21 protein-coding genes are annotated in these 21,872 nt (G+C 70.0%); 17 read left to right on the plus strand and 4 right to left on the minus strand.

What is annotated here, in order from left to right:
- The first annotated feature begins 16 nt into the window (after positions 1-16).
- The 3 genes from ACFYNP_RS34770 (at position 17) to ACFYNP_RS34780 (ending at position 2,692) form a co-directional block, all read left to right on the plus strand.
- Positions 17-757 carry a prepilin peptidase gene (locus ACFYNP_RS34770; protein ID WP_388405381.1) on the plus strand — a complete coding sequence of 247 codons (741 nt, stop codon included), beginning with the start codon at positions 17-19 and terminating at the stop codon, positions 755-757.
- Positions 758-849: 92 nt separating this feature from the next.
- The gene (gene mqnC, locus ACFYNP_RS34775; protein WP_100578778.1) at positions 850-2,049 is read left to right on the plus strand and encodes a cyclic dehypoxanthinyl futalosine synthase; all 1,200 of its coding nucleotides are present in this window, start codon (positions 850-852) and stop codon (positions 2,047-2,049) included.
- A gap of 7 nt (positions 2,050-2,056) precedes the next feature.
- Positions 2,057-2,692, plus strand: a complete 636-nt coding sequence (locus tag ACFYNP_RS34780) for a hypothetical protein (protein WP_388791185.1) — start codon at positions 2,057-2,059, stop codon at positions 2,690-2,692.
- Between the two features lie 179 nt (positions 2,693-2,871).
- Here the strand turns inward: ACFYNP_RS34780 and ACFYNP_RS34785 are convergent, their stop codons facing one another.
- Positions 2,872-3,894: a chitinase gene (locus ACFYNP_RS34785; protein WP_388791187.1), complete on the minus strand. Its 1,023-nt coding sequence runs from the start codon at positions 3,892-3,894 to the stop codon at positions 2,872-2,874.
- Between the two features lie 125 nt (positions 3,895-4,019).
- On the opposite strand from ACFYNP_RS34785, the gene ACFYNP_RS34790 reads away from it, so the two are divergent.
- Positions 4,020-4,715 carry a demethylmenaquinone methyltransferase gene (locus ACFYNP_RS34790; protein WP_388791189.1) on the plus strand — a complete coding sequence of 232 codons (696 nt, stop codon included), beginning with the start codon at positions 4,020-4,022 and terminating at the stop codon, positions 4,713-4,715.
- Between the two features lie 50 nt (positions 4,716-4,765).
- On the opposite strand, the gene ACFYNP_RS34795 is transcribed toward ACFYNP_RS34790, so the two are convergent.
- Positions 4,766-5,311 carry a GNAT family N-acetyltransferase gene (locus ACFYNP_RS34795; protein WP_388405393.1) on the minus strand — a complete coding sequence of 182 codons (546 nt, stop codon included), beginning with the start codon at positions 5,309-5,311 and terminating at the stop codon, positions 4,766-4,768.
- A gap of 101 nt (positions 5,312-5,412) precedes the next feature.
- Between ACFYNP_RS34795 and ACFYNP_RS34800 the strand changes: the two genes are divergently transcribed.
- Positions 5,413-6,696: a geranylgeranyl reductase family protein gene (locus ACFYNP_RS34800; protein WP_388405396.1), complete on the plus strand. Its 1,284-nt coding sequence runs from the start codon at positions 5,413-5,415 to the stop codon at positions 6,694-6,696.
- Between the two features lie 147 nt (positions 6,697-6,843).
- On the opposite strand, the gene ACFYNP_RS34805 is transcribed toward ACFYNP_RS34800, so the two are convergent.
- Positions 6,844-7,386 carry a hypothetical protein gene (locus tag ACFYNP_RS34805; protein WP_388791191.1) on the minus strand — a complete coding sequence of 181 codons (543 nt, stop codon included), beginning with the start codon at positions 7,384-7,386 and terminating at the stop codon, positions 6,844-6,846.
- A 146-nt stretch (positions 7,387-7,532) separates the two neighbouring features.
- Entirely contained in the window at positions 7,533-8,369 is an 837-nt protein-coding gene (locus ACFYNP_RS34810; RefSeq protein ID WP_388405402.1) for a C40 family peptidase, read from the minus strand.
- 722 nt (positions 8,370-9,091) lie between these two features.
- Here ACFYNP_RS34810 and ACFYNP_RS34815 point away from each other — a divergent pair.
- The 12 genes from ACFYNP_RS34815 to nuoL are packed head-to-tail and all read left to right on the plus strand — an operon-like array spanning position 9,092 to position 21,871.
- Entirely contained in the window at positions 9,092-9,451 is a 360-nt protein-coding gene (locus ACFYNP_RS34815) for an NADH-quinone oxidoreductase subunit A (protein ID WP_030494815.1), read from the plus strand.
- Positions 9,452-9,468: 17 nt separating this feature from the next.
- The gene (locus tag ACFYNP_RS34820) at positions 9,469-10,023 is read left to right on the plus strand and encodes an NADH-quinone oxidoreductase subunit B family protein (RefSeq protein ID WP_100578785.1); all 555 of its coding nucleotides are present in this window, start codon (positions 9,469-9,471) and stop codon (positions 10,021-10,023) included.
- A complete protein-coding gene (locus ACFYNP_RS34825) occupies positions 10,020-10,745 on the plus strand; it encodes an NADH-quinone oxidoreductase subunit C (protein ID WP_388405407.1) in 726 nt (241 codons plus the stop codon). Before ACFYNP_RS34820 ends, ACFYNP_RS34825 begins: the two co-directional genes overlap by 4 nt.
- Positions 10,745-12,067, plus strand: coding sequence for an NADH-quinone oxidoreductase subunit D (locus ACFYNP_RS34830; RefSeq protein WP_388405410.1), 1,323 nt, complete (start codon positions 10,745-10,747; stop codon positions 12,065-12,067). Before ACFYNP_RS34825 ends, ACFYNP_RS34830 begins: the two co-directional genes overlap by 1 nt.
- A gap of 17 nt (positions 12,068-12,084) precedes the next feature.
- Positions 12,085-12,912, plus strand: coding sequence for an NADH-quinone oxidoreductase subunit NuoE (gene nuoE / locus ACFYNP_RS34835; RefSeq protein ID WP_388791211.1), 828 nt, complete (start codon positions 12,085-12,087; stop codon positions 12,910-12,912).
- Entirely contained in the window at positions 12,912-14,273 is a 1,362-nt protein-coding gene (gene nuoF, locus ACFYNP_RS34840; RefSeq protein ID WP_364132007.1) for an NADH-quinone oxidoreductase subunit NuoF, read from the plus strand. The genes nuoE and nuoF overlap by 1 nt, the downstream gene beginning before the upstream one ends.
- Positions 14,270-16,771: an NADH-quinone oxidoreductase subunit G gene (locus ACFYNP_RS34845; protein ID WP_388791193.1), complete on the plus strand. Its 2,502-nt coding sequence runs from the start codon at positions 14,270-14,272 to the stop codon at positions 16,769-16,771. The genes nuoF and ACFYNP_RS34845 overlap by 4 nt, the downstream gene beginning before the upstream one ends.
- Positions 16,768-18,117: an NADH-quinone oxidoreductase subunit NuoH gene (gene nuoH / locus ACFYNP_RS34850; protein ID WP_388791195.1), complete on the plus strand. Its 1,350-nt coding sequence runs from the start codon at positions 16,768-16,770 to the stop codon at positions 18,115-18,117. Before ACFYNP_RS34845 ends, nuoH begins: the two co-directional genes overlap by 4 nt.
- Positions 18,110-18,793, plus strand: a complete 684-nt coding sequence (nuoI, locus tag ACFYNP_RS34855) for an NADH-quinone oxidoreductase subunit NuoI (RefSeq protein WP_388405418.1) — start codon at positions 18,110-18,112, stop codon at positions 18,791-18,793. Before nuoH ends, nuoI begins: the two co-directional genes overlap by 8 nt.
- The gene (locus ACFYNP_RS34860) at positions 18,790-19,614 is read left to right on the plus strand and encodes an NADH-quinone oxidoreductase subunit J (protein WP_388791197.1); all 825 of its coding nucleotides are present in this window, start codon (positions 18,790-18,792) and stop codon (positions 19,612-19,614) included. The genes nuoI and ACFYNP_RS34860 overlap by 4 nt, the downstream gene beginning before the upstream one ends.
- The gene (gene nuoK, locus ACFYNP_RS34865) at positions 19,611-19,910 is read left to right on the plus strand and encodes an NADH-quinone oxidoreductase subunit NuoK (RefSeq protein ID WP_100578793.1); all 300 of its coding nucleotides are present in this window, start codon (positions 19,611-19,613) and stop codon (positions 19,908-19,910) included. Before ACFYNP_RS34860 ends, nuoK begins: the two co-directional genes overlap by 4 nt.
- Positions 19,911-19,924: 14 nt before the next feature.
- The gene (gene nuoL / locus ACFYNP_RS34870) at positions 19,925-21,871 is read left to right on the plus strand and encodes an NADH-quinone oxidoreductase subunit L (protein WP_388791199.1); all 1,947 of its coding nucleotides are present in this window, start codon (positions 19,925-19,927) and stop codon (positions 21,869-21,871) included.
- Position 21,872: the final 1 nt, after the last annotated feature.

Here is a 21,872-nt window from a genome sequence, read left to right on the forward strand (position 1 = left end):
CGGGCATTCTGGTCCGGTGAACACGGCTTCGGTGCACACGACGCTGACCCTCGCGGCCGCCGCGTGGGGCGCGGGCGCGGGGTTCCTGCTGGCCCGTCCGCGCTACCGGCTCTGCGTCGAACCAGGCGAGCCCTGGCGGGATGCCTGTCCGGCCGGGCATCCGATCGGCGGGTGGGTGGGACCGGGCCGGTGCCGGGACTGTGACGGGGGCGGGGTCCACGGACGAGCCGGCGGCATCGCCCTGGTCACCGCGATCGTCTGTGCCGCGCTGGCCGCCGCCACCGGGGCCCGCCCGGAGCTCGCGGTCTGGCTGCTGCTCGCCCCCTTCGCGGTGCTGCTCTGCCTCGTCGACCTGGCCGTCCGCCGACTGCCCGACCCGCTCACCCTCCCGTTGGCAGGGGCGGCCGCCGTGCTGCTCGGGCTTGCCGCGCTGCTGCCCGGGCACGCGGGATCCTGGCCCACCGCACTGCTCGGCGGGCTCGCGCTCGGCGGTGGCTACCTGGTTCTCTTCCTGATCAATCCGGCCGGCCTGGGCTTCGGCGACGTGAAGCTCGCGCTCGGGCTCGGCGTCGCCCTCGGCTGGTACGGCTGGCCCGTCCTCCTGGCCGGGGCGCTGCTCGGCCTGCTGCTCGGCGCCGTGTACGCGACGGGGCTCGTCGTGTTCCGCCGGGCGAGCCGCAAGACCGCGTTCCCGCTCGGCCCGTTCCTGGTCGCCGGGGCCTTCGGGGGGCTGCTGCTCGGCGGGGCCGTTGGCTGAGGCCGGGGCGGCACGGCCCCCGAGCAGCGGGGCAGGGCCGCTGGCGTACGCTGGATCGGTCCGCCCGCAACCCCTTGGAAAGGGATCCCCCGGTGACTGAGAAGGCCGATCTCCAGTCCGTTCTCGACCGTGCCGCCGAGGGTGGGCGGATCACCCCGGAGGAAGCGCTCGACCTGTACCGGTCCGCGCCGCTGCACGCGCTCGGCGCCGCCGCCGACGCGGTGCGCCGCCGCCGGTACGCCGGTACCGAGCACATCGCGACGTACATCATCGAGCGGAACATCAACTACACGAACGTCTGCGTGACGGCGTGCAAGTTCTGCGCGTTCTACGCCGCCCCCAAGGACACCGCCAAGGGCTGGACCCGTGACCTCGACGACATCCTGCGCCGCTGCGCGGAGACGATCGAGCTCGGCGGCACCCAGATCATGTTCCAGGGCGGCCACCACCCGGACTTCGGCGTCGAGTACTACGAAGAGCACTTCTCGGCGATCAAGAAGGCCTATCCGCAGCTGGTCATCCACTCCCTCGGCGCCTCCGAGGTCGAGCACATGGCCCGCATCTCCAAGGTCTCCGTCGAGGAGGCCATCTCGCGCATCCACGCGGCCGGGCTCGACTCGTTCGCCGGGGCCGGTGCCGAGCTGCTGCCCGAGCGGCCGCGCAAGGCGATCGCGCCGCTCAAGGAGTCCGGCGAGCGCTGGCTGGAGATCATGGAGACCGCGCACGGCCTGGGCGTCGAGTCGACCTCCACCATGCTCATGGGCACCGGCGAGACCAACGCCGAGCGCATCGAGCACCTGCGCATGATCCGAGACGTGCAGGACCGTACGGGCGGCTTCCGCGCCTTCATCCCGTACACCTACCAGCCCGAGAACAACCACCTCAAGGGCCGCACGCAGGCGACCCTGTTCGAGTACCTGCGCATGATCGCCATCGCGCGGCTCTTCTTCGACAACGTCGCCCACATCCAGGGCTCCTGGCTCACCACCGGCAAGGAGGTCGGCCAGCTGTCGCTGCACTACGGCGCCGACGACCTCGGCTCGGTGATGCTGGAGGAGAACGTCGTCTCGTCGGCCGGTGCCAAGCACCGCTCCAACCTCATCGAGATGATCGACATGATCCGCAAGGCGGACCGGGTGCCCGCGCAGCGCGCCACCACCTACGAGCACCTCGTCGTGCACGAGGACCCGGCGAACGACCCGGTCGACACCCGCGTCCAGTCGCACATCTCCTCCACCGCGATCGAGGGCGGCACCGCCCACCCGGAGCTCAAGCTCCTCGCCTCCAACTGAGGCCGCGTTGCTGACGATCCACGCCGCCGAGCTGCTGCTGCCCGGGGACCGCGCGCCGGTCCCGGGCGGTGCGGTCCTAGTCGACGGCGACCGGATCGCGGCCCTCGGACCGTACGAGGACGTGGCGGCCGGCCACCCCGCCGCCCGGGTCCGCCGCTGGTCCGGCGTGCTCACGCCCGGCCTGCTCAACCGGCACGGCACTGCGCTCCTTGAGCGCACCTACTTCCCGGACGACCCCTTCGAGCTCGACGAGCTCGGCGGCGCACCGATCACCGGGGCAGCCCTCGCCGAGCTCGCGCCGAACGAGTCCCGCCGGGGCAACAGCGCACGCCGCTGCACCCAGAAGCTCCTTGCGCACGGCGTGGTGGCGGTGGCGGCGCGGCTCACCACCCCTGCGGTGCGAACCGCCGTGCACCGCGCGGGACTTGAGGTCGTCCCGATGCCCGACGCCGAGGGTCCGGCCACCCTGGATCCGCTCGCCGGCACCGAGCCCGCCGACGCCTTCCGGGCCCCGCTCGCGGTGGGGGCCCCGGCCCGGTTCGCGGTCTTCGCGGTACCGGACGAGGCCGCGCTCGCCGTGCGGGGGGCCGATGCCTGTATCGCCACCGTCATCGGTGGCCGGATGGTGCACCGCCGCGCCTAGCTCCGCCCGGGGGCCGTGTCCGCGTGCCGGGACCGCTGCTCTCCTCTCGCGCGGTTCCCCGCGCCCCTGACCCGTTTTCGTCCGCAGGCCGCGGGGGCCTTTCGCGCGGTGCCCCGTGCCCCTGTAGGTGGCCCCGAACCCCGCCCGTGCGTCGTGGCCCAGGGCCGAAAGCGGTGTCCTCAGGGCCGGGACAGCGCCTTCGCGAAGGCGCCCGGCTCCTGGTCGATGCCGCTGCAACTGGCCTGCGCTACAGCCGAGTTGACCCCGCCGCCGCACTTCTGGTCGCGGTACGTCACCCACATCGAGAGCCGCCCCACACCCTTGTCCCGGGCGAACTTCCGTACCTTCGCCGCGTCCGCGAGCGTGAACGTCTCGCCCTTCACGTCGTTGACGCCGATCATCGAGGTCACCCCGAGGCCCTGCCAGGCCGCGCGGTCCGAGAGCCCCAGGACCTCCTTGAGCTGACCGTGCGCGGCGGTGGCCGCCCGTACCGCGTAGTCGCCCATGTCGCCGCCGAACGACGTGCCGTAGTTCATCGTCATGACGTTGACGGTCGAGATCCGTACGCCGTGTTCCTCGGCCGATTCGAGCAGCGCCGCCCCCTGGGGCGTGAGCCCCGTCGGCATCGCCGCGAGCGTGAAGGTCACCTTCAGCCCGGCGCGCTGCTTCTGGAGCAGGGCCACCGCCTCGGCGCGCCGGGTGAGCGCGGCCCGGTCGGTGAGGGCCGCGCCCTCGATGTCGAAGTCCGCCTCGGTGGCACCGGCCGCGTCGAGGGCCGAGCCGTAGGCGGCGGCCAGCTGGGCCGGGGTGCGGCAGGTGAGCGCGAGTTCCTTGCCGGCCTGGCCGCCGAACGACACCCGCACCGCGGCGCCCGACCTCTTCAGCGCGGCCGCCCGGTCCTTGACGTCGCTGTCCACGATCGCGGTGTCGTCGTCCCACACCGCCCGGCAGGTGCTGCCGTGCGCGACGGCGAAGGCCAGGTTGTAGACGGCGGGGTTGCCTACGGTGTCGGTCGGGGCGGCGGTGGTGGCGCTCACGTAGGGGGAGTACGTGTCCGTCAGCGCGCCCGAGGCGGCCGCCGGAGCCGTCGCGGCGGGCTCGTCCGCTGCGTCCGCCGCGCCCGGCGCCGAGGAGCACCCCGCGCACACCAGCGCGGCCAGGGCGCAGGCCCCGGCGACCGGCACCCTCAGGAAACTCCGCATGTCATGTGCTCCCGCCCTCGTGGTTCCGGGCCCCCGCGGCACGGCAAGCAGAATGTACGCGGCCCGGCTGTGCCGGTGAGGCCCGGGCGCCGGGCGGGGGCCGGGGTACTGCTTGAATGGGCGGCGTGACCCGCGCATCCCTGGACAAGCAGCCGCACGAAGTCGCCTCGATGTTCGACGACGTCGCGGCACACTACGACCTCACCAACGACGTGCTCTCCCTCGGCCAGGCCCGGCTCTGGCGCAAGGAGGTCGCGAAGGCGGTCGACGCGCGGCCCGCGCAGAAGGTGCTCGACCTCGCGGCCGGCACGGCCACGTCCTCGCGGCCCTTCGCCGCGGCCGGGGCGTACACGGTGCCGTGCGACTTCTCGATCGGGATGCTGAAGGTCGGCAAGGAACGCCAGCCCCACATGCCGTTCACGGCGGGCGACGCGACGAAGCTGCCGTTCCGCGACGGCACGTTCGACGCGGTGACGATCTCGTTCGGGCTGCGCAACGTACAGGACACGGACGCCGCGCTGCGCGAGATGTACCGGGTCACCAAGCCCGGTGGGCGGGTCGTGATCTGCGAGTTCTCGCAGCCGACGTGGAAGCCGTTCCGGACGGTGTACACCGAGTACCTGATGCGGGCGCTGCCGCCGGTCGCGACGGCCGTGTCCTCCAACCCGGAGGCGTACGTGTACCTCGCGGAGTCCATCCGCGCCTGGCCCGCCCAGGCCCCTCTGGCGGAGAAGCTGCGCCAGGCCGGCTGGTCCAAGGTGGCCTGGCGCAACCTGACGGGCGGGGTCGTCGCCCTGCACCGGGGCTTCAAGACGGCCTAGCCGGGTGGGCGGGGGCGCTGCCCCCACGCCCCCGCTCCGCGCCCGGAGCCTCAGTCACCCAGCCCCAGGCGGAAGCACAGCGCGTCCACCCCCAGCCTTGGGGACGGGTACGTTCTGGACAGCGTCATCCCCAGGCGCTCCGTCACCGCCACCGAACGGGCGTTCCCCGGGTGGACCATCGCCACGACCTGCGGGACGCCGGCGGCGCGGACGCGGTTCAGGGTCGCGCGCGCCGCCGCCGTCGCATAGCCGCGGCCCCAGTGGGAGCGGGCCAGGCGCCAGCCGATCTCGATCTCACCGACCGGGCCCCAGTCGTCCAGGGGCCAGGGCTGGGCGCCGGTGAAGCCGATGACCTCGTCGTCCTCGTCGAGCATCGTCCAGAGGCAGAAGCCGTGTTCGGCGTCGTGCTTGCGCTGGCGCGCGGTCAGTTCCTCGTAGACGGAGACCTCCGCGGCGCGGCCCCCGTGGAACTCCATCACCTCCGGATTGTCGAACACCCGGTGCCAGGCGTACGCGTCCTCCTCCGTGGGCACGCGCAGCCGTACTGCGGGCAGGGACTTCTCCGGTACCGAGGACCCGGGGGGCACAGAGCTCATGGCGTGGGCAACCCTTCGCGATGTCGATCAACAGCCACCCATAGACTGCATGTGTCCTGTGCTTCTCGGCACGCAAATTCGAGTCTTCGGGAGATCCCGCTGTGACCGAGCCGCTCTCCGAACACACCGCGGACGTGATCGTCGTAGGGGCCGGTCCGGCCGGTTCGACGACCGCGTACTACCTGGCCAAGGCCGGGCTCGACGTGCTGCTCCTGGAGAAGACCGCCTTCCCGCGCGAGAAGGTGTGCGGTGACGGTCTGACCCCGCGCGCCACCAAGCAGCTGGTCTCGATGGGGATCGACATCTCCGAAGAGGCCGGCTGGCTGCGCAACAAGGGCCTGCGGATCATCGGCGGCGGCGTCCGCCTCCAGCTCGACTGGCCGGACCTCGCCTCGTACCCGGACTACGGACTCGTGCGCAAGCGCGACGACTTCGACGAGCAGCTCGCCCGGCAGGCCCAGAAGGCCGGCGCCCGGCTGTACGAGCGCTGCAACGTCGGCGCCCCGGTCATCGACGAGCGCACCGGCCGCATCACCGGCGTCAACGCCAAGCTCGGCGAGGAGAAGACCCCGGTCACCTTCCACGCCCCGCTCGTGGTGGCGGCCGACGGCAACTCGACCCGGCTCTCGCTCGCCATGGGCCTGCACCGGCGCGAGGACCGCCCGATGGGCGTGGCCGTGCGGACGTACTTCACCTCGCCGCGGCACGACGACGACTACCTGGAGTCCTGGCTCGAACTGTGGGACCGGCGCGGCCCGCAGGAGCGGCTGCTCCCGGGCTACGGCTGGATCTTCGGCATGGGCGACGGCACGTCCAACGTCGGCCTCGGCATCCTCAACTCGTCGTCCGCCTTCAAGGAGCTGGACTGGCGCGAGATCCTCAAGGCGTGGTGCGCGTCCATGCCCGAGGACTGGGGCTACACCCCCGAGAACATGACGGGCCCGATCCGCGGCGCCGCCCTGCCGATGGCCTTCAACCGTCAGCCGCACTACACCAAGGGCCTGTTGCTGGTCGGTGACGCGGGCGGTCTGGTGAACCCGTTCAACGGCGAAGGCATCGCGTATGCGATGGAATCGGGGCAGATCGCCGCGGACGTCATCGTCCAGGCGCACGCCCGCGCGACCCCGTCGCAGCGCGAACTCGCCCTGCACGCCTACCCGAAGATCCTCAAGGACACCTACGGCGGTTACTACACCCTTGGCCGCGCCTTCGTGAAGCTGATCGGCAACCCGAAGGTCATGAAGATCGCCACCCAGCGCGGGCTCACGCACCCCCTGCTGATGAAGTTCACGCTGAAGATGCTGGCCAACCTGACCGACCCCACGGGCGGCGACGCGATGGACCGCATCATCAACGGCCTGTCGAAGGTGGCCCCGAAGGCCTGACCCGAAGGCCCGACCCGGGGCCCGGCCCGACGGCCCGACGCGCAGGCCTGTCCCGGAGCGCCGCCGGCAGCACCGCCAACAGCGGAGCTAGCAGCGGCGCTCCACCTCGTCCGTCCACCGCCGCCGGCAGCACCGCCAACAGCGGAGCTAGCAGCGGCGCTCCACCTCGTCCGTCCACCGCACCGGGATCTCTCCGGCGAACCGGGACAGACCGGTGCGCAGTTCGTCCGGGGAGAGGCCCCCGTCCTGGCGGCGGGCGATGTATTCGTGCCGCTTGCCGCTGTGCAGCGTCACCCACACCGCGCGGTGGTGTTCGTAGCCGCCCTCGGTGCCCTGGTCCCCGAGCTCCCAGATCGCCACGGTGCCGACCTCGATCTCGCGCACCTGCGACCAGGGCGCGTCGAAACGGGTGGCCAGGTGTATGCCGGCCGCGTCCGCGCGGATGACCGGGCGCACCGTCCCGTACACACAGGCCAGGACGAGGAACGCGCCGGCGCCGATGACGAACAGCGCGAAGCCCCAGCCGAAGGCGAGTTTGGCCCAGTCGACCGGGCCGTGCCACGGCCGGATGCCGGTGAGCATCCACAGGCCGAGCGCGATGAACACGGTCCCGATGGCGGCGAACATGCCGAGCCCGTCGGCGTAGACCTCGTACGGCTGCGGCTGCGCGTCCCGCACCTGCTCGTCCATGCGCCCACCCCCTGATAGGTGAACTCTGCCCGGGAACGGGCAGAGTTCAACACATTCCGGGCATGCCGAAGGGCCGTTCCTCCCGAGCGGGGGAGCAACGGCCCTTGCAGGCGGTGCGGGTACGGCTCAGAAGGCCGCTGTGCGCCTCAGAGAACGCGGACGGCGCCCGAGGGCGAGTCGTAGTCCAGGCTGCGCTCGACGACACCGGTGGAGGGGTTCTGCGCGCCGACGAAGTTGCCGCCGCCCACGTAGATCGCCACGTGGTACGCGGAGCCCTTGCCGCCCCAGTAAAGGATGTCGCCCGGCTGGAGGTTGGACAGCGACACATCGGTGCCGGCCGTCGACTGGTCCTGCGAGACGCGCGGCAGGTCGATGCCGGCCTGGCGGTAGGCGGCCTGCACGAGACCCGAGCAGTCGTACGCGCTGGAGCCGGTGGCGCCCGAGACATAGGCCTTGCCGACCTGGGCGAGCGCGAAGTTGACGATGGCGGCGGCGGAGCCCGTGGCGTTGGACGCCTTGAACGAGGTCGTGCCGGTGGACGTGCCGCCGGAGGAGGACGACGACGCCTTGAGCGTGGTGCGCTCGGCGGAGCGGGAGGCGCGCTCGGCGGCGGCGGCCTTGGCCTTCGCTTCCGCGTCGGCCTTCGCCTTGGCCTCGGCGACCTTCTTCTCGGCGTCGTCCTTGGCCTTCTTGGCGTCCTTGGCGGCGCTGGACGCGGCGGCGTCCTGTGCGGCCTGGAGCTGGAGGTCGGCGGCAACTGCCTTGGTGGCCTGCGCGGTCGCGGCGGCGGTGGTCGCGAGGTCGCCCGTCAGCGTGGGCATCTCGATGGTCTCGTTGACCGGCTGAGCGGCGATGGCCGGGGCGGCCGCACCTGCCAGCGCGATGGTGCTGAGTACGCCACCGGCAACTCCGGCCCGGAGCGAGACCTTCGAGGCGCTGCGGCGGGGCTTCCGGTGGCTGGGTATGTGAGCGGTGTGGGACATGGGACAACCGCTATCAGGGGTTCGGGGTTCCCTTCAAGAAACGTGTGCTGCGCCACAGTTGATGCCGGAAGGGCTGAATCCGCTTCTTGCCAGCACTTATTGACGCCGTAACGGACAAACCTGGCACTCCTCATCAGGGCTGTGATCATGGGTTTTCTGTGAAACGTCCGAATTGCCCGGCGCTTACCATCCCCTCACGTCGATGGCCAAGCCCCGTTGATTTCACGACCGTTGACGGGTGACGCAGGTCACAGTGTGGAGAGATCGGCTCGGAGGTAAGGCCGGTGCGGCTCTCGTGAACGCGTGCACGCGTCCACCCGGAGCCCCCGGAGTCCCTCCCGCGAGTGACCGCGGGCCGCTTATCACTGGATGCGCTTTCCTCGCCAATTTGCCTGTAGCGCACATGTCTTGATAACGCCAGATGGCCGCCGACCAGCGGTAACACCGGAAGATGTCACGTCTCGTGATCACTCAGGCGCTTCGCGTGTGAAGATCACCGCTCATCCGACTTCATGATCCTTCGTCAGGTGGTGGAGATCACAAAGACGTTGGCGCACCCCGTGTCGCAGATCACAGACCGGCGGGCATAGGATGCGGGGCAGTCGGGCTTGTGAACTGCCTCACATGTACGCGATCTTCGCGCGGAAATGGGAGACGGCGAGGCGTTTCGCGAGACCCGTGTGCGGTCCAACGGTCAAGGACGACTGGAAGGAGCGAGGAGCGTGAATGCCTACGCGCCCATCCTCGTGCTCGGCGCCCTCGGGGCAGGGTTTGCGATCTTTTCCGTGGTCATGGCCACGCTAATCGGCCCAAAAAGGTACAACCGGGCGAAACTTGAGGCGTACGAGTGCGGCATCGAACCCACTCCCACGCCGGCCGGCGGCGGCCGCTTCCCCATCAAGTACTACCTGACGGCGATGCTCTTCATCGTCTTCGACATCGAGATCGTCTTCCTCTACCCCTGGGCGGTCACCTTCGACGCCCTGGGGCTTTTCGGGCTCGTGGAGATGCTGCTCTTCGTGCTCACCGTCTTCGTCGCCTACGCGTATGTGTGGCGGCGCGGCGGCCTGGAATGGGACTGAGGGGCTGAGGGGCACCTATGGGACTCGAAGAGAAACTGCCTAGCGGCTTCGTACTGACCACTGTTGAGCAGGCCGCGGGCTGGGTGCGCAAGGCGTCCGTCTTCCCCGCCACCTTCGGCCTCGCCTGCTGTGCCATCGAGATGATGACGACGGGTGCGGGCCGCTACGACCTGGCCCGGTTCGGCATGGAGGTCTTCCGCGGCTCCCCGCGCCAGGCCGACCTGATGATCGTGGCCGGCCGGGTCAGCCAGAAGATGGCGCCGGTGCTGCGGCAGGTCTATGACCAGATGCCCAACCCCAAGTGGGTCATTTCCATGGGGGTTTGCGCCTCGTCGGGCGGAATGTTCAATAACTACGCAATTGTTCAGGGTGTTGACCACATTGTCCCGGTAGACATCTATCTGCCCGGTTGCCCACCCCGGCCCGAGATGCTGCTCGACGCCATTCTCAAGCTCCACCAGAAGATCCAGGGCTCCAAGCTCGGGGTCAACCAGGAGGAGGCGGCCCGCGAGGCGGAGGAGGCGGCCCTCAAGGCGCTCCCCACCATTGAGATGAAGGGGCTGCTGCGGTGAGCTCTCCCGATACTCCGGACACCCCCGAACAGAGCGGAGTCCCCGCCCCGCGCGAGGACACCGGCGAGGTCATCGGCGTACGCAAGGGCATGTTCGGTGCCGGCAACGGCGGTGACACCAGCGGCTACGGCGGCCTGGTGCGGACGGTCATGCTGCCCGGCGCCACCTCGCGGCCGTACGGCGGATGGTTCGACGAGGTGGCCGACGAACTCGAAGGCGCCCTGGAGGAGCAGGACCTGCTCCCCGAGAACGCCATCGAGAAGACGGTCGTCGACCGCGGCGAACTCACCTTCCACATCGCGCGCGAGCACCTGCTGCGCGTCGCCCGCACCCTGCGCGACGACCCCGCCCTGCGCTTCGAGCTCTGTACGGGCGTGAGCGGCGTCCACTTCCTCGGCGACAAGGGGCGTGAGCTGCACGCCGTCTACCACCTGCGGTCCCTGACCCACGGCCGGCTCATCCGGCTCGAAGTGAGCGCCCCGGACAGCGATCCGCACATCCCCTCGCTCGTCGAGGTCTACCCGACCAACGACTGGCACGAGCGCGAGGCGTACGACTTCTTCGGCATCGTCTTCGACGGCCACCCCGCCCTCACCCGGATCATGATGCCGGACGACTGGCAGGGCTTCCCGCAGCGCAAGGACTACCCCCTCGGCGGCATCGCGGTCGAGTACAAGGGCGCCCAGATCCCGGCTCCGGACCAGCGGAGGTCGTACAGCTGATGAGCACTTCTCACGCGTCCGCTCGGGAAACGACCGAGGGGACTGTATATACAGTCACCGGCGGCGACTGGGACGACGTCGTCCAGTCCGCGGCCAAGGCCGACGACGAGCGCATCGTCGTCAACATGGGCCCCCAGCACCCCTCCACGCACGGTGTGCTCCGGCTGATCCTGGAGATCGAGGGCGAGACCGTCACCGAGGCCCGCTGCGGAATCGGTTATCTGCACACCGGCATCGAGAAGAACCTCGAATTCCGCACCTGGACGCAGGGCACCACCTTCGTCACGCGCATGGACTACCTGACGCCGTTCTTCAACGAGACGGCGTACTGCCTCGGCGTCGAGAAGCTCCTCGGCATCACCGAGCAGATCCCGGACCGGGCCTCGGTCATCCGCGTCCTGCTGATGGAGCTCAACCGGCTCTCCTCGCACCTGGTGTGCATCGCCACCGGCGGCATGGAGCTCGGCGCCACCACGATCATGATCTACGGCTTCCGGGATCGTGAACTCATTCTCGACCTCTACGAGTTGATCACCGGCCTGCGCATGAACCACGCGTTCATCCGCCCCGGCGGACTCGCCCAGGACCTGCCCGCGGGCGCGGTCGACCAGCTCCGCGAGTTCGTGAAGACCATGAAGAAGAACCTGCCGGAGTACGACAAGCTCGCCACCGGCAACCCCATCTTCAAGGCCCGTATGCAGGACGTCGGCTACCTCGACCTGACCGGCTGCATGGCGCTCGGAGCCACCGGCCCGATCCTGCGCTCGGCCGGGCTGCCGCACGACCTGCGCAAGACCGACCCGTACTGCGGCTACGAGAACTACGACTTCGACATCCCGACCGCCGACACCTGCGACTCCTACGGCCGCTTCCTGGTCCGCCTGGAGGAGATGCGCCAGTCGCTCAGGATCGTCGAGCAGTGCCTGGACCGGCTTGAGCCGGGTCCGGTCATGGTCGAGGACAAGAAGATCGCCTGGCCCGCGCAGCTCGCGCTCGGCCCGGACGGGCTCGGCAACTCCCTCGACCACATCAAGAAGATCATGGGCACCTCCATGGAGTCCCTCATCCACCACTTCAAGCTGGTGACCGAGGGCTTCCGGGTCCCCGCCGGGCAGGCCTACACGGCCGTCGAGTCGCCCAAGGGCGAACTCGGCGTGCACGTCGTCTCCGACGGCGGCACCCGCCCCTACCGGGTCCACTTCCGCGACCCGTCGTTCACCAATCTCCAGGCCATGGCGGCCATGTGCGAAGGCGGCCAGGTCGCCGACGTCATCGTCGCCGTCGCGTCCATCGACCCCGTGATGGGAGGCGTCGACCGGTGACAGACATCCAATTGGGCATGCCTCAACTGCCCGCGCCCGACTACCCGGCCGATGTGCGCGCCCGGCTGGAGGCGGACGGCAAGGAGATCGTCGCCCGCTATCCCGACAGCCGCTCCGCGCTGCTGCCCCTGCTCCACCTCGTCCAGGCCGAGGAGGGTTACGTCACGCGCACCGGCATGGCCTTCTGCGCGGACCTCCTGGAGCTGACGACGGCCGAGGTGACGGCCGTGGCCACCTTCTACTCCATGTACCGCCGCAAGCCCTCGGGCGAGTACCAGGTCGGCGTGTGCACCAACACGCTGTGCGCGGTGATGGGCGGCGACGCCATCTTCGAGGAGCTGAAGGAACACCTGGCCGTCGGCAACAACGAGACCACCGACGACGGCAAGGTGACGCTCGAACACATCGAGTGCAACGCGGCCTGCGACTTCGCGCCGGTGGTGATGGTGAACTGGGAGTTCTTCGACAACCAGACCCCCGCCACCGCCAAGCGCCTCGTCGACGACCTGCGCGCCGGCCGCCCGGTGGAACCCACCCGGGGCGCGCCGCTGTGCACCTACCAGGAGACCGCGCGCATCCTGGCCGGCTTCCCCGACGAGCGCCCCGGTGCGGTCGCCGCGACCGGCGGCGCCGGACCCGCCTCGCTCGCCGGACTCCGGCTCGCCAAGGGCGAGACCCCGGGTGCGCGCGTGGTGCACCCGCGCGGCGAGGGCCGCGGCGGCGAAGGCCCGCGGGACGAACCCCAGCCGGGCGCCCGGCACTTGAGCTCGCACGACGCACCGCAGCAGACCTCAGCGTCCGATCCGGCCCACCCCGCCGGACCCGCCGCCGAGGAGGGGGAGTGATGACCTTGGCCACCGAGATCGACGGAAACGGCAACGGCAGCAGCCCGGAGAAGCTGCTCGCACCGGTCCTCTCCGCCTTCTGGGACCAGCCCGAATCCTGGACCCTGGAGACCTACCGGCGCCACGACGGCTACGAGGGCCTGCGCAAGGCGCTCGCGATGACCCCGGACGACCTCATCGCGTACGTCAAGGACTCCGGTCTCCGCGGCCGCGGCGGTGCGGGCTTCCCGACCGGGATGAAGTGGCAGTTCATCCCGCAGGGCGACGGCAAGCCGCACTACCTAGTCGTCAACGCCGACGAGTCGGAGCCCGGGACCTGCAAGGACATCCCGCTCCTGTTCGCCAACCCGCACTCCCTCATCGAGGGCATCGTGATCGCCTGTTACGCGATCCGCTCCTCGCACGCCTTCATCTATCTGCGCGGCGAGGTCGTCCCCGTACTGCGGCGGCTGCACGAGGCCGTGCGCGAGGCGTACGAAGCCGGCTTCCTCGGCAAGGACATCCTGGGCAGCGGTCTGGACCTCGAACTCACCGTGCACGCGGGCGCGGGCGCGTACATCTGTGGCGAGGAGACCGCACTCCTGGACTCCCTCGAAGGCCGTCGCGGCCAGCCCCGGCTGCGACCCCCCTTCCCTGCGGTCGCCGGTCTGTACGCGTGCCCCACTGTGGTGAACAACGTCGAATCCATCGCCTCGGTTCCCGCGATCCTGAACCGGGGCAAGGACTGGTTCAAGTCGATGGGCAGCGAGAAGTCCCCCGGTTTCACGCTGTATTCGCTCAGCGGGCACGTCACCAGCCCCGGCCAGTACGAGGCGCCGCTCGGCATCACCCTGCGCCAGCTGCTCGACATGAGCGGTGGGATGCGCAAGGGCCACCGGCTCAAGTTCTGGACGCCGGGCGGCTCCTCGACCCCGATGTTCACCGACGAGCACCTCGATGTGCCGCTGGACTACGAAGGCGTGGGCGCGGCCGGGTCGATGCTCGGCACCAAGGCGCTCCAGTGCTTCGACGAGACCACCTGCGTGGTGCGGGCGGTCACCCGCTGGACCGAGTTCTACGCCCACGAGTCCTGCGGCAAGTGCACGCCATGCCGTGAAGGGACGTACTGGCTGGTCCAGTTGCTCCGCGACATCGAGGCCGGCAAGGGCTCGATGGGCGACCTCGACAAGCTGAACGACATCGCCGACAACATCAACGGCAAGTCGTTCTGCGCGCTCGGCGACGGCGCCGCCTCGCCGATCTTCTCCTCGCTCAAGTACTTCCGTGACGAGTACGAGCAGCACATCACGGGCAACGGCTGCCCCTTCGACCCCGCCAGGTCCACCGCCTGGGCGGACGACAGCACGGAGGTGAACGCATGACTGTGACGACGAGTAGCGCTTCCTCCGGGGGCGGCGAGGCGGCCGTGCCGCCGGAGGACCTCGTCTCGCTGACCATCGACGGCATCGACATCAGCGTCCCCAAGGGCACCCTGGTGATCCGCGCCGCCGAACAGCTCGGCATCGAGATCCCGCGGTTCTGCGACCACCCCCTGCTCGACCCGGCCGGCGCCTGCCGCCAGTGCATCGTCGAGGTCGAGGGCCAGCGCAAGCCGATGGCGTCCTGCACCATCACCTGCACCGACGGCATGGTGGTCAAGTCCCAGCTCTCCTCGCCGGTCGCCGAGAAGGCCCAGCGCGGAGTCATGGAACTCCTGCTCATCAACCACCCGTTGGACTGCCCGGTCTGCGACAAGGGCGGCGAATGCCCGCTCCAGAACCAGGCCATGCAGGTCGGCGACACGGACTCGCGCTTCGAGGGCAGGAAGCGCACCTACGAGAAGCCGGTCCCGATCTCCACCCAGGTGCTCCTGGACCGCGAACGCTGTGTGCTGTGCGCGCGCTGCACCCGCTTCTCCAACCAGATCGCCGGCGACCCCATGATCGAGCTGATCGAGCGCGGCGCCCTCCAGCAGGTCGGCACCGGACAGGGCGACCCGTTCGAGTCGTACTTCTCCGGGAACACCATCCAGATCTGCCCGGTCGGCGCGCTGACCTCGGCCGCCTACCGCTTCCGCTCCCGGCCCTTCGACCTCGTGTCGTCGCCGTCGGTGTGCGAGCACTGCGCGGGCGGCTGCGCGACCCGCACCGACCACCGGCGCGGCAAGGTCATGCGGCGCCTGGCGGCCGACGACCCCGAGGTCAACGAGGAGTGGCTCTGCGACAAGGGCCGGTTCGGCTTCCGCTACGCGCAGCAGCCCGACCGCCTCACCACTCCGCTGGTCCGCAACGCGGACGGCGTCCTCGAACCGGCGAGCTGGCCCGAGGCACTTGAGGCCGCGGCCGCCGGACTGGCCGCCGCGCGCGGCCGGGCCGGAGTGCTGGCCGGCGGTCGCCTGACCGTCGAAGACGCCTACGCCTACGCCAAGTTCGCCCGGATCGCCCTCGACACCAACGACGTCGACTTCCGGGCCCGGGTGCACTCCGCCGAGGAGGCCGACTTCCTGGCGGCCCGGGTCGCCGGACACGGCCGGGACCTCGACGGACGGGGCACCACCTACACCTCCCTGGAGAACGCGCCCGCCGTCCTCCTCGTCGGCTTCGAGTCCGAGGAGGAGGCCCCCGGCGTCTTCCTGCGGTTGCGCAAGGCCTGGCGCAAGCACGGCCAGCGCACCTTCTCGCTCGCCACCCACATGACCCGCGGCCTGCACAAGGCGGGCGGCACCCTGCTGCCCGCAGCTCCCGGCACCGAGACCGAGTGGCTGGACGCGCTCGCGGGCGGCGTCGGCCTGGACGCGGACGGCGCGAAGGCGGCCGAGGCGCTGCGCTCCCCGGGCGCGGTCCTCGTCGTCGGCGAGCGGCTCGCGGGCGTGCCCGGCGCGCTGACCGCCGCGGTCCGCGCGGCCTCGGCGACCGGCGCCGCACTGGTGTGGATCCCGCGCCGGGCCGGCGAACGCGGCGCGGTGGAGGCGGGCGCGATCCCGTCGCTGCTGCCCGGTGGCCGCCCCGCCACCGACCCGCGGGCCCGCGAAGAGGTCGCATCCGCCTGGGGCGTGCGCGAACTCCCGCACCGCTACGGGCGCGACACCGGCCAGATCGTCGAGGCCGCGGTCACCGGCGAACTGGGCGCGCTGCTCGTCGCGGGCGTCGACCCGGCGGACCTGCCGGACCCGGCGCGGGCCCGCCAGGCCCTCGCCGAGGCCTTCGTGGTCAGCCTGGAACTGCGGCCGACCGAGGTCACCGCCCATGCGGACGTGGTCTTCCCGGTGGCGGCCGTCGCCGAGAAGCCCGGCACCTTCCTCAACTGGGAGGGCAGGGCGCGCCTGTTCGAGGCCGCGCTCAAGCCGGAGCAGATGACCCGCAGCCTGGCGCCCACCGACGCCCGGGTGCTGCACATGCTGGCCGACGTCCTCGACGTCTCCTTCGCGCTGCCCGACGTCCGTTCCGTACGCGCGGAGATGACGCGGCTCGGCACCTGGGACGGGCCGCGCGCGAGCGAGCCCCTGGAATCGGCGCAGCAACTGCCCCGGCCCGCCGAGGGGGAGGCGGTCCTCGCCGGCCACCGGATGCTGCTCGACCAAGGCAGCCTCCAGGCGGGCGACGAGGCGCTGGCCGGCACCCGGCACGCGGCCGTGGCCCGGCTCTCCGCGGCCACCGCGGCCGAGGCGGGGATCAAGGACGGCGACCTCCTTCAGGTCACCGGACCGGCCGGCGGCGTCCAACTCCCGCTCCAGGTGAGCGAGATGCCCGACCGGGTGGTGTGGCTGCCGCTGAACTCCGTCGGTGACGGGGTCGCCGCGGACACCGGCGCGGTCCCCGGACAGGTCGTCCGCATCGGCCCGGCCGTTACGGAAGCTCCCACGGAGGTGGTGGAGGCGTGATCACGCTCGCTGCGGAGGACCTCTCCCTGTTCGGCCGCGACCCCTGGTGGCTCGTCGTCGTCAAGGCCGTCTTCTGCTTCGCGTTCCTGATGGTGACCGTGCTGTTCTCCATCGTGTGGGAGCGCAAGGTCGTCGCCTGGATGCAGCTGCGCATCGGCCCCAACCGGCACGGCCCGTGGGGCATGCTCCAGTCGCTCGCCGACGGCATCAAGCTGATGCTGAAGGAAGACGTCATCGTCAAGCGGGCCGACAAGGTCGTCTACGTCCTGGCCCCGATCATCGCCGCGATCCCGGCGTTCATGGCGATCGCCGTGATCCCGTTCGGGCCCTCGGGCAACGAGGTGTCGATCTTCGGTCACCGCACCACGATGCAGCTCACCGACCTGCCGATCGCCATGCTGTACGTCCTGGCCATCGCCTCGGTCGGCATCTACGGCATCGTGCTCGCGGGCTGGTCGTCCGGCTCGACGTATCCGCTGCTCGGCGGCCTGCGCTCGTGCGCGCAGATGATCTCGTACGAGATCGCGATGGGCGCGGCGTTCGCCTCGGTGTTCCTCTACTCCGGGTCGATGTCGACCTCGAAGATCGTGGAGGCGCAGGGCGACCGCTGGTACATCGTGCTGCTGCCGGTCTCCTTCATCATCTACATCATCACGATGGTCGGCGAGACCAACCGGGCGCCGTTCGACATGCCGGAGTCCGAGGGCGACCTGGTCGGCGGCTTCAACACCGAGTACTCGTCCATCAAGTTCGCGATGTTCATGCTCGCCGAGTACGTCAACATGGTCACCGTCTCGGCCGTCGCGACCACGCTCTTCCTGGGCGGATGGCGCGCCCCCTGGCCCATCAGCGGCTTCTGGGCGGGCGCGAACCACGGCTGGTGGCCGATGCTCTGGTTCGTCATCAAGGTCCAGCTGCTCCTCTTCTTCTTCATCTGGCTGCGCGGCACGCTGCCCCGGGTCCGCTACGACCAGCTGATGAAGCTGGGGTGGAAGGTCCTCATCCCGGTGTCGGTGGTCTGGCTGATGCTGGTCGCCACCGTGCGGGCGCTGCGCAACGACGGCTACGACTTCTCGAAGATCGTGCTGTACGTCGCCGGCGCGGTCGTCGCGGTGCTGCTGCTGTCCTTCGTCGCGGACATCTTCCGGAGCAAGAAGGACGAGGCAGAGGACAAGGCGCCGCCCGCCTTCGACCCGATGGCCGGTGGGTTCCCGGTGCCGCCGCTGCCCGGCCAGACCCTTCCGCCCGTACCGCGCCGACGGCCGCGCCACCAGCGCGAGTTGATTGTCAGTGGTGGGGCGGATACTCACAGTGACGGAGAAGGAAGGGAGGACGACGGTGTCTGACAAGTCATCGGCCGGGAAGTCGGGCCAGGCGGGAAAGCCGGACCAGGCGGGGGAGCCGGAGGACAAGTTCCTCAATCCCGTGGCCGGCTTCGGCGTGACCTTCAAGGCCATGTTCAAGAAGCGCCTGACCGAGCAGTACCCGGAACAGCAGAAGGTCACCGCGCCGCGCTTCCACGGCCGGCATCAGCTCAACCGCCATCCGGACGGCCTGGAGAAGTGCGTCGGCTGCGAGCTGTGCGCCTGGGCCTGTCCCGCCGACGCCATCTATGTGGAGGGCGCCGACAACACGGACGAGGAGCGCTACTCGCCGGGCGAGCGCTACGGCCGCGTCTACCAGATCAACTACGCCCGCTGCATCCTGTGCGGCCTGTGCATCGAGGCCTGCCCCACCCGGGCGCTGACGATGACCAACGAGTTCGAACTGGCCGACTCCTCCCGCGAGAACCTGATCTACACCAAGGAGCAGCTGCTCGCCGGGCTCGACGACACCATGGTCGACAGCCCGCACGCGATCTATCCGGGCATGGACGAGCAGGACTACTACCGCGGCCTGGTCACCGAGGCCGCGCCCGGCACCGTCCGCCAAGTGGCGCTCAGCAAGGGGGAGCGGCCCCAGGAGGCGGCCTCCACCTTCGGTGAGGACGAGCCGGCCTCCGGAAAGGCGGTGGGGGCATGAGCGCGCCCACCGAGCTGCTCGCCGCGGCCGCCTCGCACACCTCCACCGGTGAGGCCTTCCAGTTCTGGGTGCTCGGCACGGTCGCCGTGATCGGCGCCCTGTGCACGATCCTCATGAAGAAGGCCGTGCACAGCGCGCTCTGCCTCGCCGGGACCATGATCATTCTGGCGATCTTCTACCTCTCCAACGGGGCGTACTTCCTGGGCATCGTCCAGGTCGTCGTCTACACCGGCGCGATCATGATGCTGTTCCTCTTCGTCGTCATGCTGGTCGGCGTCACGGCCGCGGACTCGCTGAAGGAGACCATCAAGGGCCAGCGCTGGTGGGCCGCGGCCTGCGGGCTCGGCTTCGGGGTGCTCCTCATCGCGGGCATCGGCAACGCCTCGCTCACGACCTTCACGGGTCTCGGCGCGGCCAACGCCAACGGCAACGTGGAAGGGCTCGCCGCCCTCATCTTCACCAAGTACGTGTTCGCCTTCGAGATCACCGGCGCCCTGCTGATCACCTCGGCGGTCGGCGCGATGGTGCTCACCCACCGGGAGCGCACCGAGCGCGCCAAGACCCAGCGGGAGATGTCCGAGGAGCGCGTACGCGGCAAGCACCTGCCCCCGCTGCCCGCCCCCGGCGTCTACGCCCGGCACAACGCGGTGGACATCGCGGGCCTGCTCCCCGACGGCACCCCGTCCGAGCTCACCGTCAACCAGACGCTGCGCGGCCGCGGCCAGATCCGGGACGTGTCCAGCGAGGCGCTCGCCGATCTCAAGGCCCTGGAGCAGCGCTCCGAGGAACGGCTCGGCCGGGACGAGGAGGCGGTCAAGTGAATCCGGTCAACTACCTCTATCTCGCAGCCCTGTTGTTCACCATCGGCGCAGCCGGAGTGCTCATCAGGCGGAACGCGATCGTGGTCTTCATGTGCGTCGAGCTGATGCTCAACGCCTGCAACCTCGCGTTCGTCTGCTTCTCCCGGCTGCACGGCAACCTCGACGGCCAGATCATCGCGTTCTTCACGATGGTCGTCGCCGCCGCGGAGGTCGTCGTCGGGCTCGCGATCATCGTGTCGCTCTTCCGTTCCCGCCACTCGGCCTCGGTCGACGACGCCAGCCTGATGAAGCTGTAAGGGGTCGCTGAATCGTGGAGAACCTCATCGCGCTGCTCATCGCGGCGCCTCTGCTCGGAGCGGCCGTACTGCTGTGCGGCGGACGGAGACTGGACAAGGCCGGCCACTGGCTGGGCACGCTGCTCGCGGGCGCGTCCTTCGTGATCGGCGCGGTGCTCTTCGTCGACATGCTGGGCCGCTCGGCCGACCACCGGACGGTGACCAAGCACCTGTTCAGCTGGATCCCGGTCGAAGGCTTCCAGGCCAACGTCGGCTTCCAGCTCGACCAGCTGTCGATGACCTTCGTCCTGCTGATCACCGGTGTGGGCACCCTGATCCACATCTACTCCATCGGCTACATGGAGCACGACGAGAACCGCCGGCGCTTCTTCGGCTACCTCAACCTGTTCCTCGCGGCGATGCTGCTCCTGGTCCTCGCCGACAACTACCTTCTGCTGTACGTCGGTTGGGAAGGCGTGGGCCTCGCGTCCTACCTGCTCATCGGCTTCTGGCAGCACAAGCCCAGCGCGGCGACCGCCGCCAAGAAGGCCTTCCTGGTCAACCGGGTCGGCGACATGGGCCTCTCGATCGCCATCATGGTGATGTTCACGACGTTCGGCTCGTTCGCCTTCTCCACCGTCCTCGGTGAGACGGGCGGGGCGAGTTCGGGGCGCAACACCGCCATCGGCCTGATGCTGCTGCTCGCCGCCTGCGGCAAGTCGGCCCAGGTCCCGCTCCAGTCCTGGCTCGGCGACGCGATGGAGGGCCCGACCCCGGTCTCCGCCCTCATCCACGCGGCGACCATGGTGACCGCGGGCGTCTATCTGATCACCCGCTCCGGCGCGATCTTCAACGCGGTGCCCGACGTGCAGACGGTCGTCGTGATCGTCGGCGCGGTCACGCTCCTGTTCGGTGCGATCGTCGGTTGCGCCAAGGACGACATCAAGAAGGCCCTCGCGGGCTCGACGATGTCGCAGATCGGCTACATGGTCCTGGCCACCGGCCTCGGCCCGATCGGCTACGTCTTCGCGATCATGCACCTGGTGACGCACGGCTTCTTCAAGGCCGGGCTCTTCCTCGGCGCCGGCTCGGTGATGCACGGCATGAACGACGAGGTCGACATGCGCAAGTACGGCGGCCTGCGCAAGTACATGCCGGTCACCTTCGTCACCTTCGGCCTCGGCTACCTGGCGATCATCGGGTTCCCGGGCCTGTCCGGGTTCTTCTCCAAGGACAAGATCATCGAGGCGGCGTTCGCCAAGGGCGGCACCGAGGGCTGGATCCTCGGCGCGGTCACCCTGCTCGGCGCCGCGATCACCGCGTACTACATGACGCGCGTGATGGTGATGACGTTCTTCGGCGAGGAGCGCTGGAAGCACGCGAAGACCCCCGCTCCGGACCAGCCGGGCGTGGAGCCCGCCGCCCAGACGCACGGCGCCCACGACGAACCGCACCCGCACGAGTCCCCGAAGTCCATGACCATCCCCATGATCGTCCTGGCCTTCGGCTCGGTCTTCGCGGGCGGCATCTTCGGCATCGGCGACCGGTTCGTGAAGTGGCTGGAGCCCGTCACGTCCTTCGACCACGGCAACTCGCCGGTGGCGGAGTGGACGGTCACCGCCGCCACCATCGTCTGCCTGCTCATCGGCGTGGGCCTCGCGGTCGCCCAGTACGGCCGCAAGCCCGTGCCCGCCGTCGCCCCGCGCGGCTCGCTGCTCACCCGGGCCGCCCGCCGCGACCTGCTCCAGGACGACTTCAACCACGTCGTCCTGGTCCGCGGCGGCGAACATCTCACCCGCTCGCTCGTCTACCTCGACCACAGCCTGGTCGACGGAGTCGTCAATGGAACCGCCGCCTCGGTCGGCGGGCTCTCCGGCCGGCTGCGCAAGCTGCAGAACGGCTTCGCCCGCAGTTACGCGGTCTCGATGTTCGGAGGTGCTGTGGTGATCATTGCCGCGACTCTGCTGATGAGGGCGGTGTAAC

This window comes from Streptomyces sp. NPDC006691, assembly GCF_042869955.1.
Classification (GTDB): Bacteria; Actinomycetota; Actinomycetes; order Streptomycetales; family Streptomycetaceae; genus Streptomyces.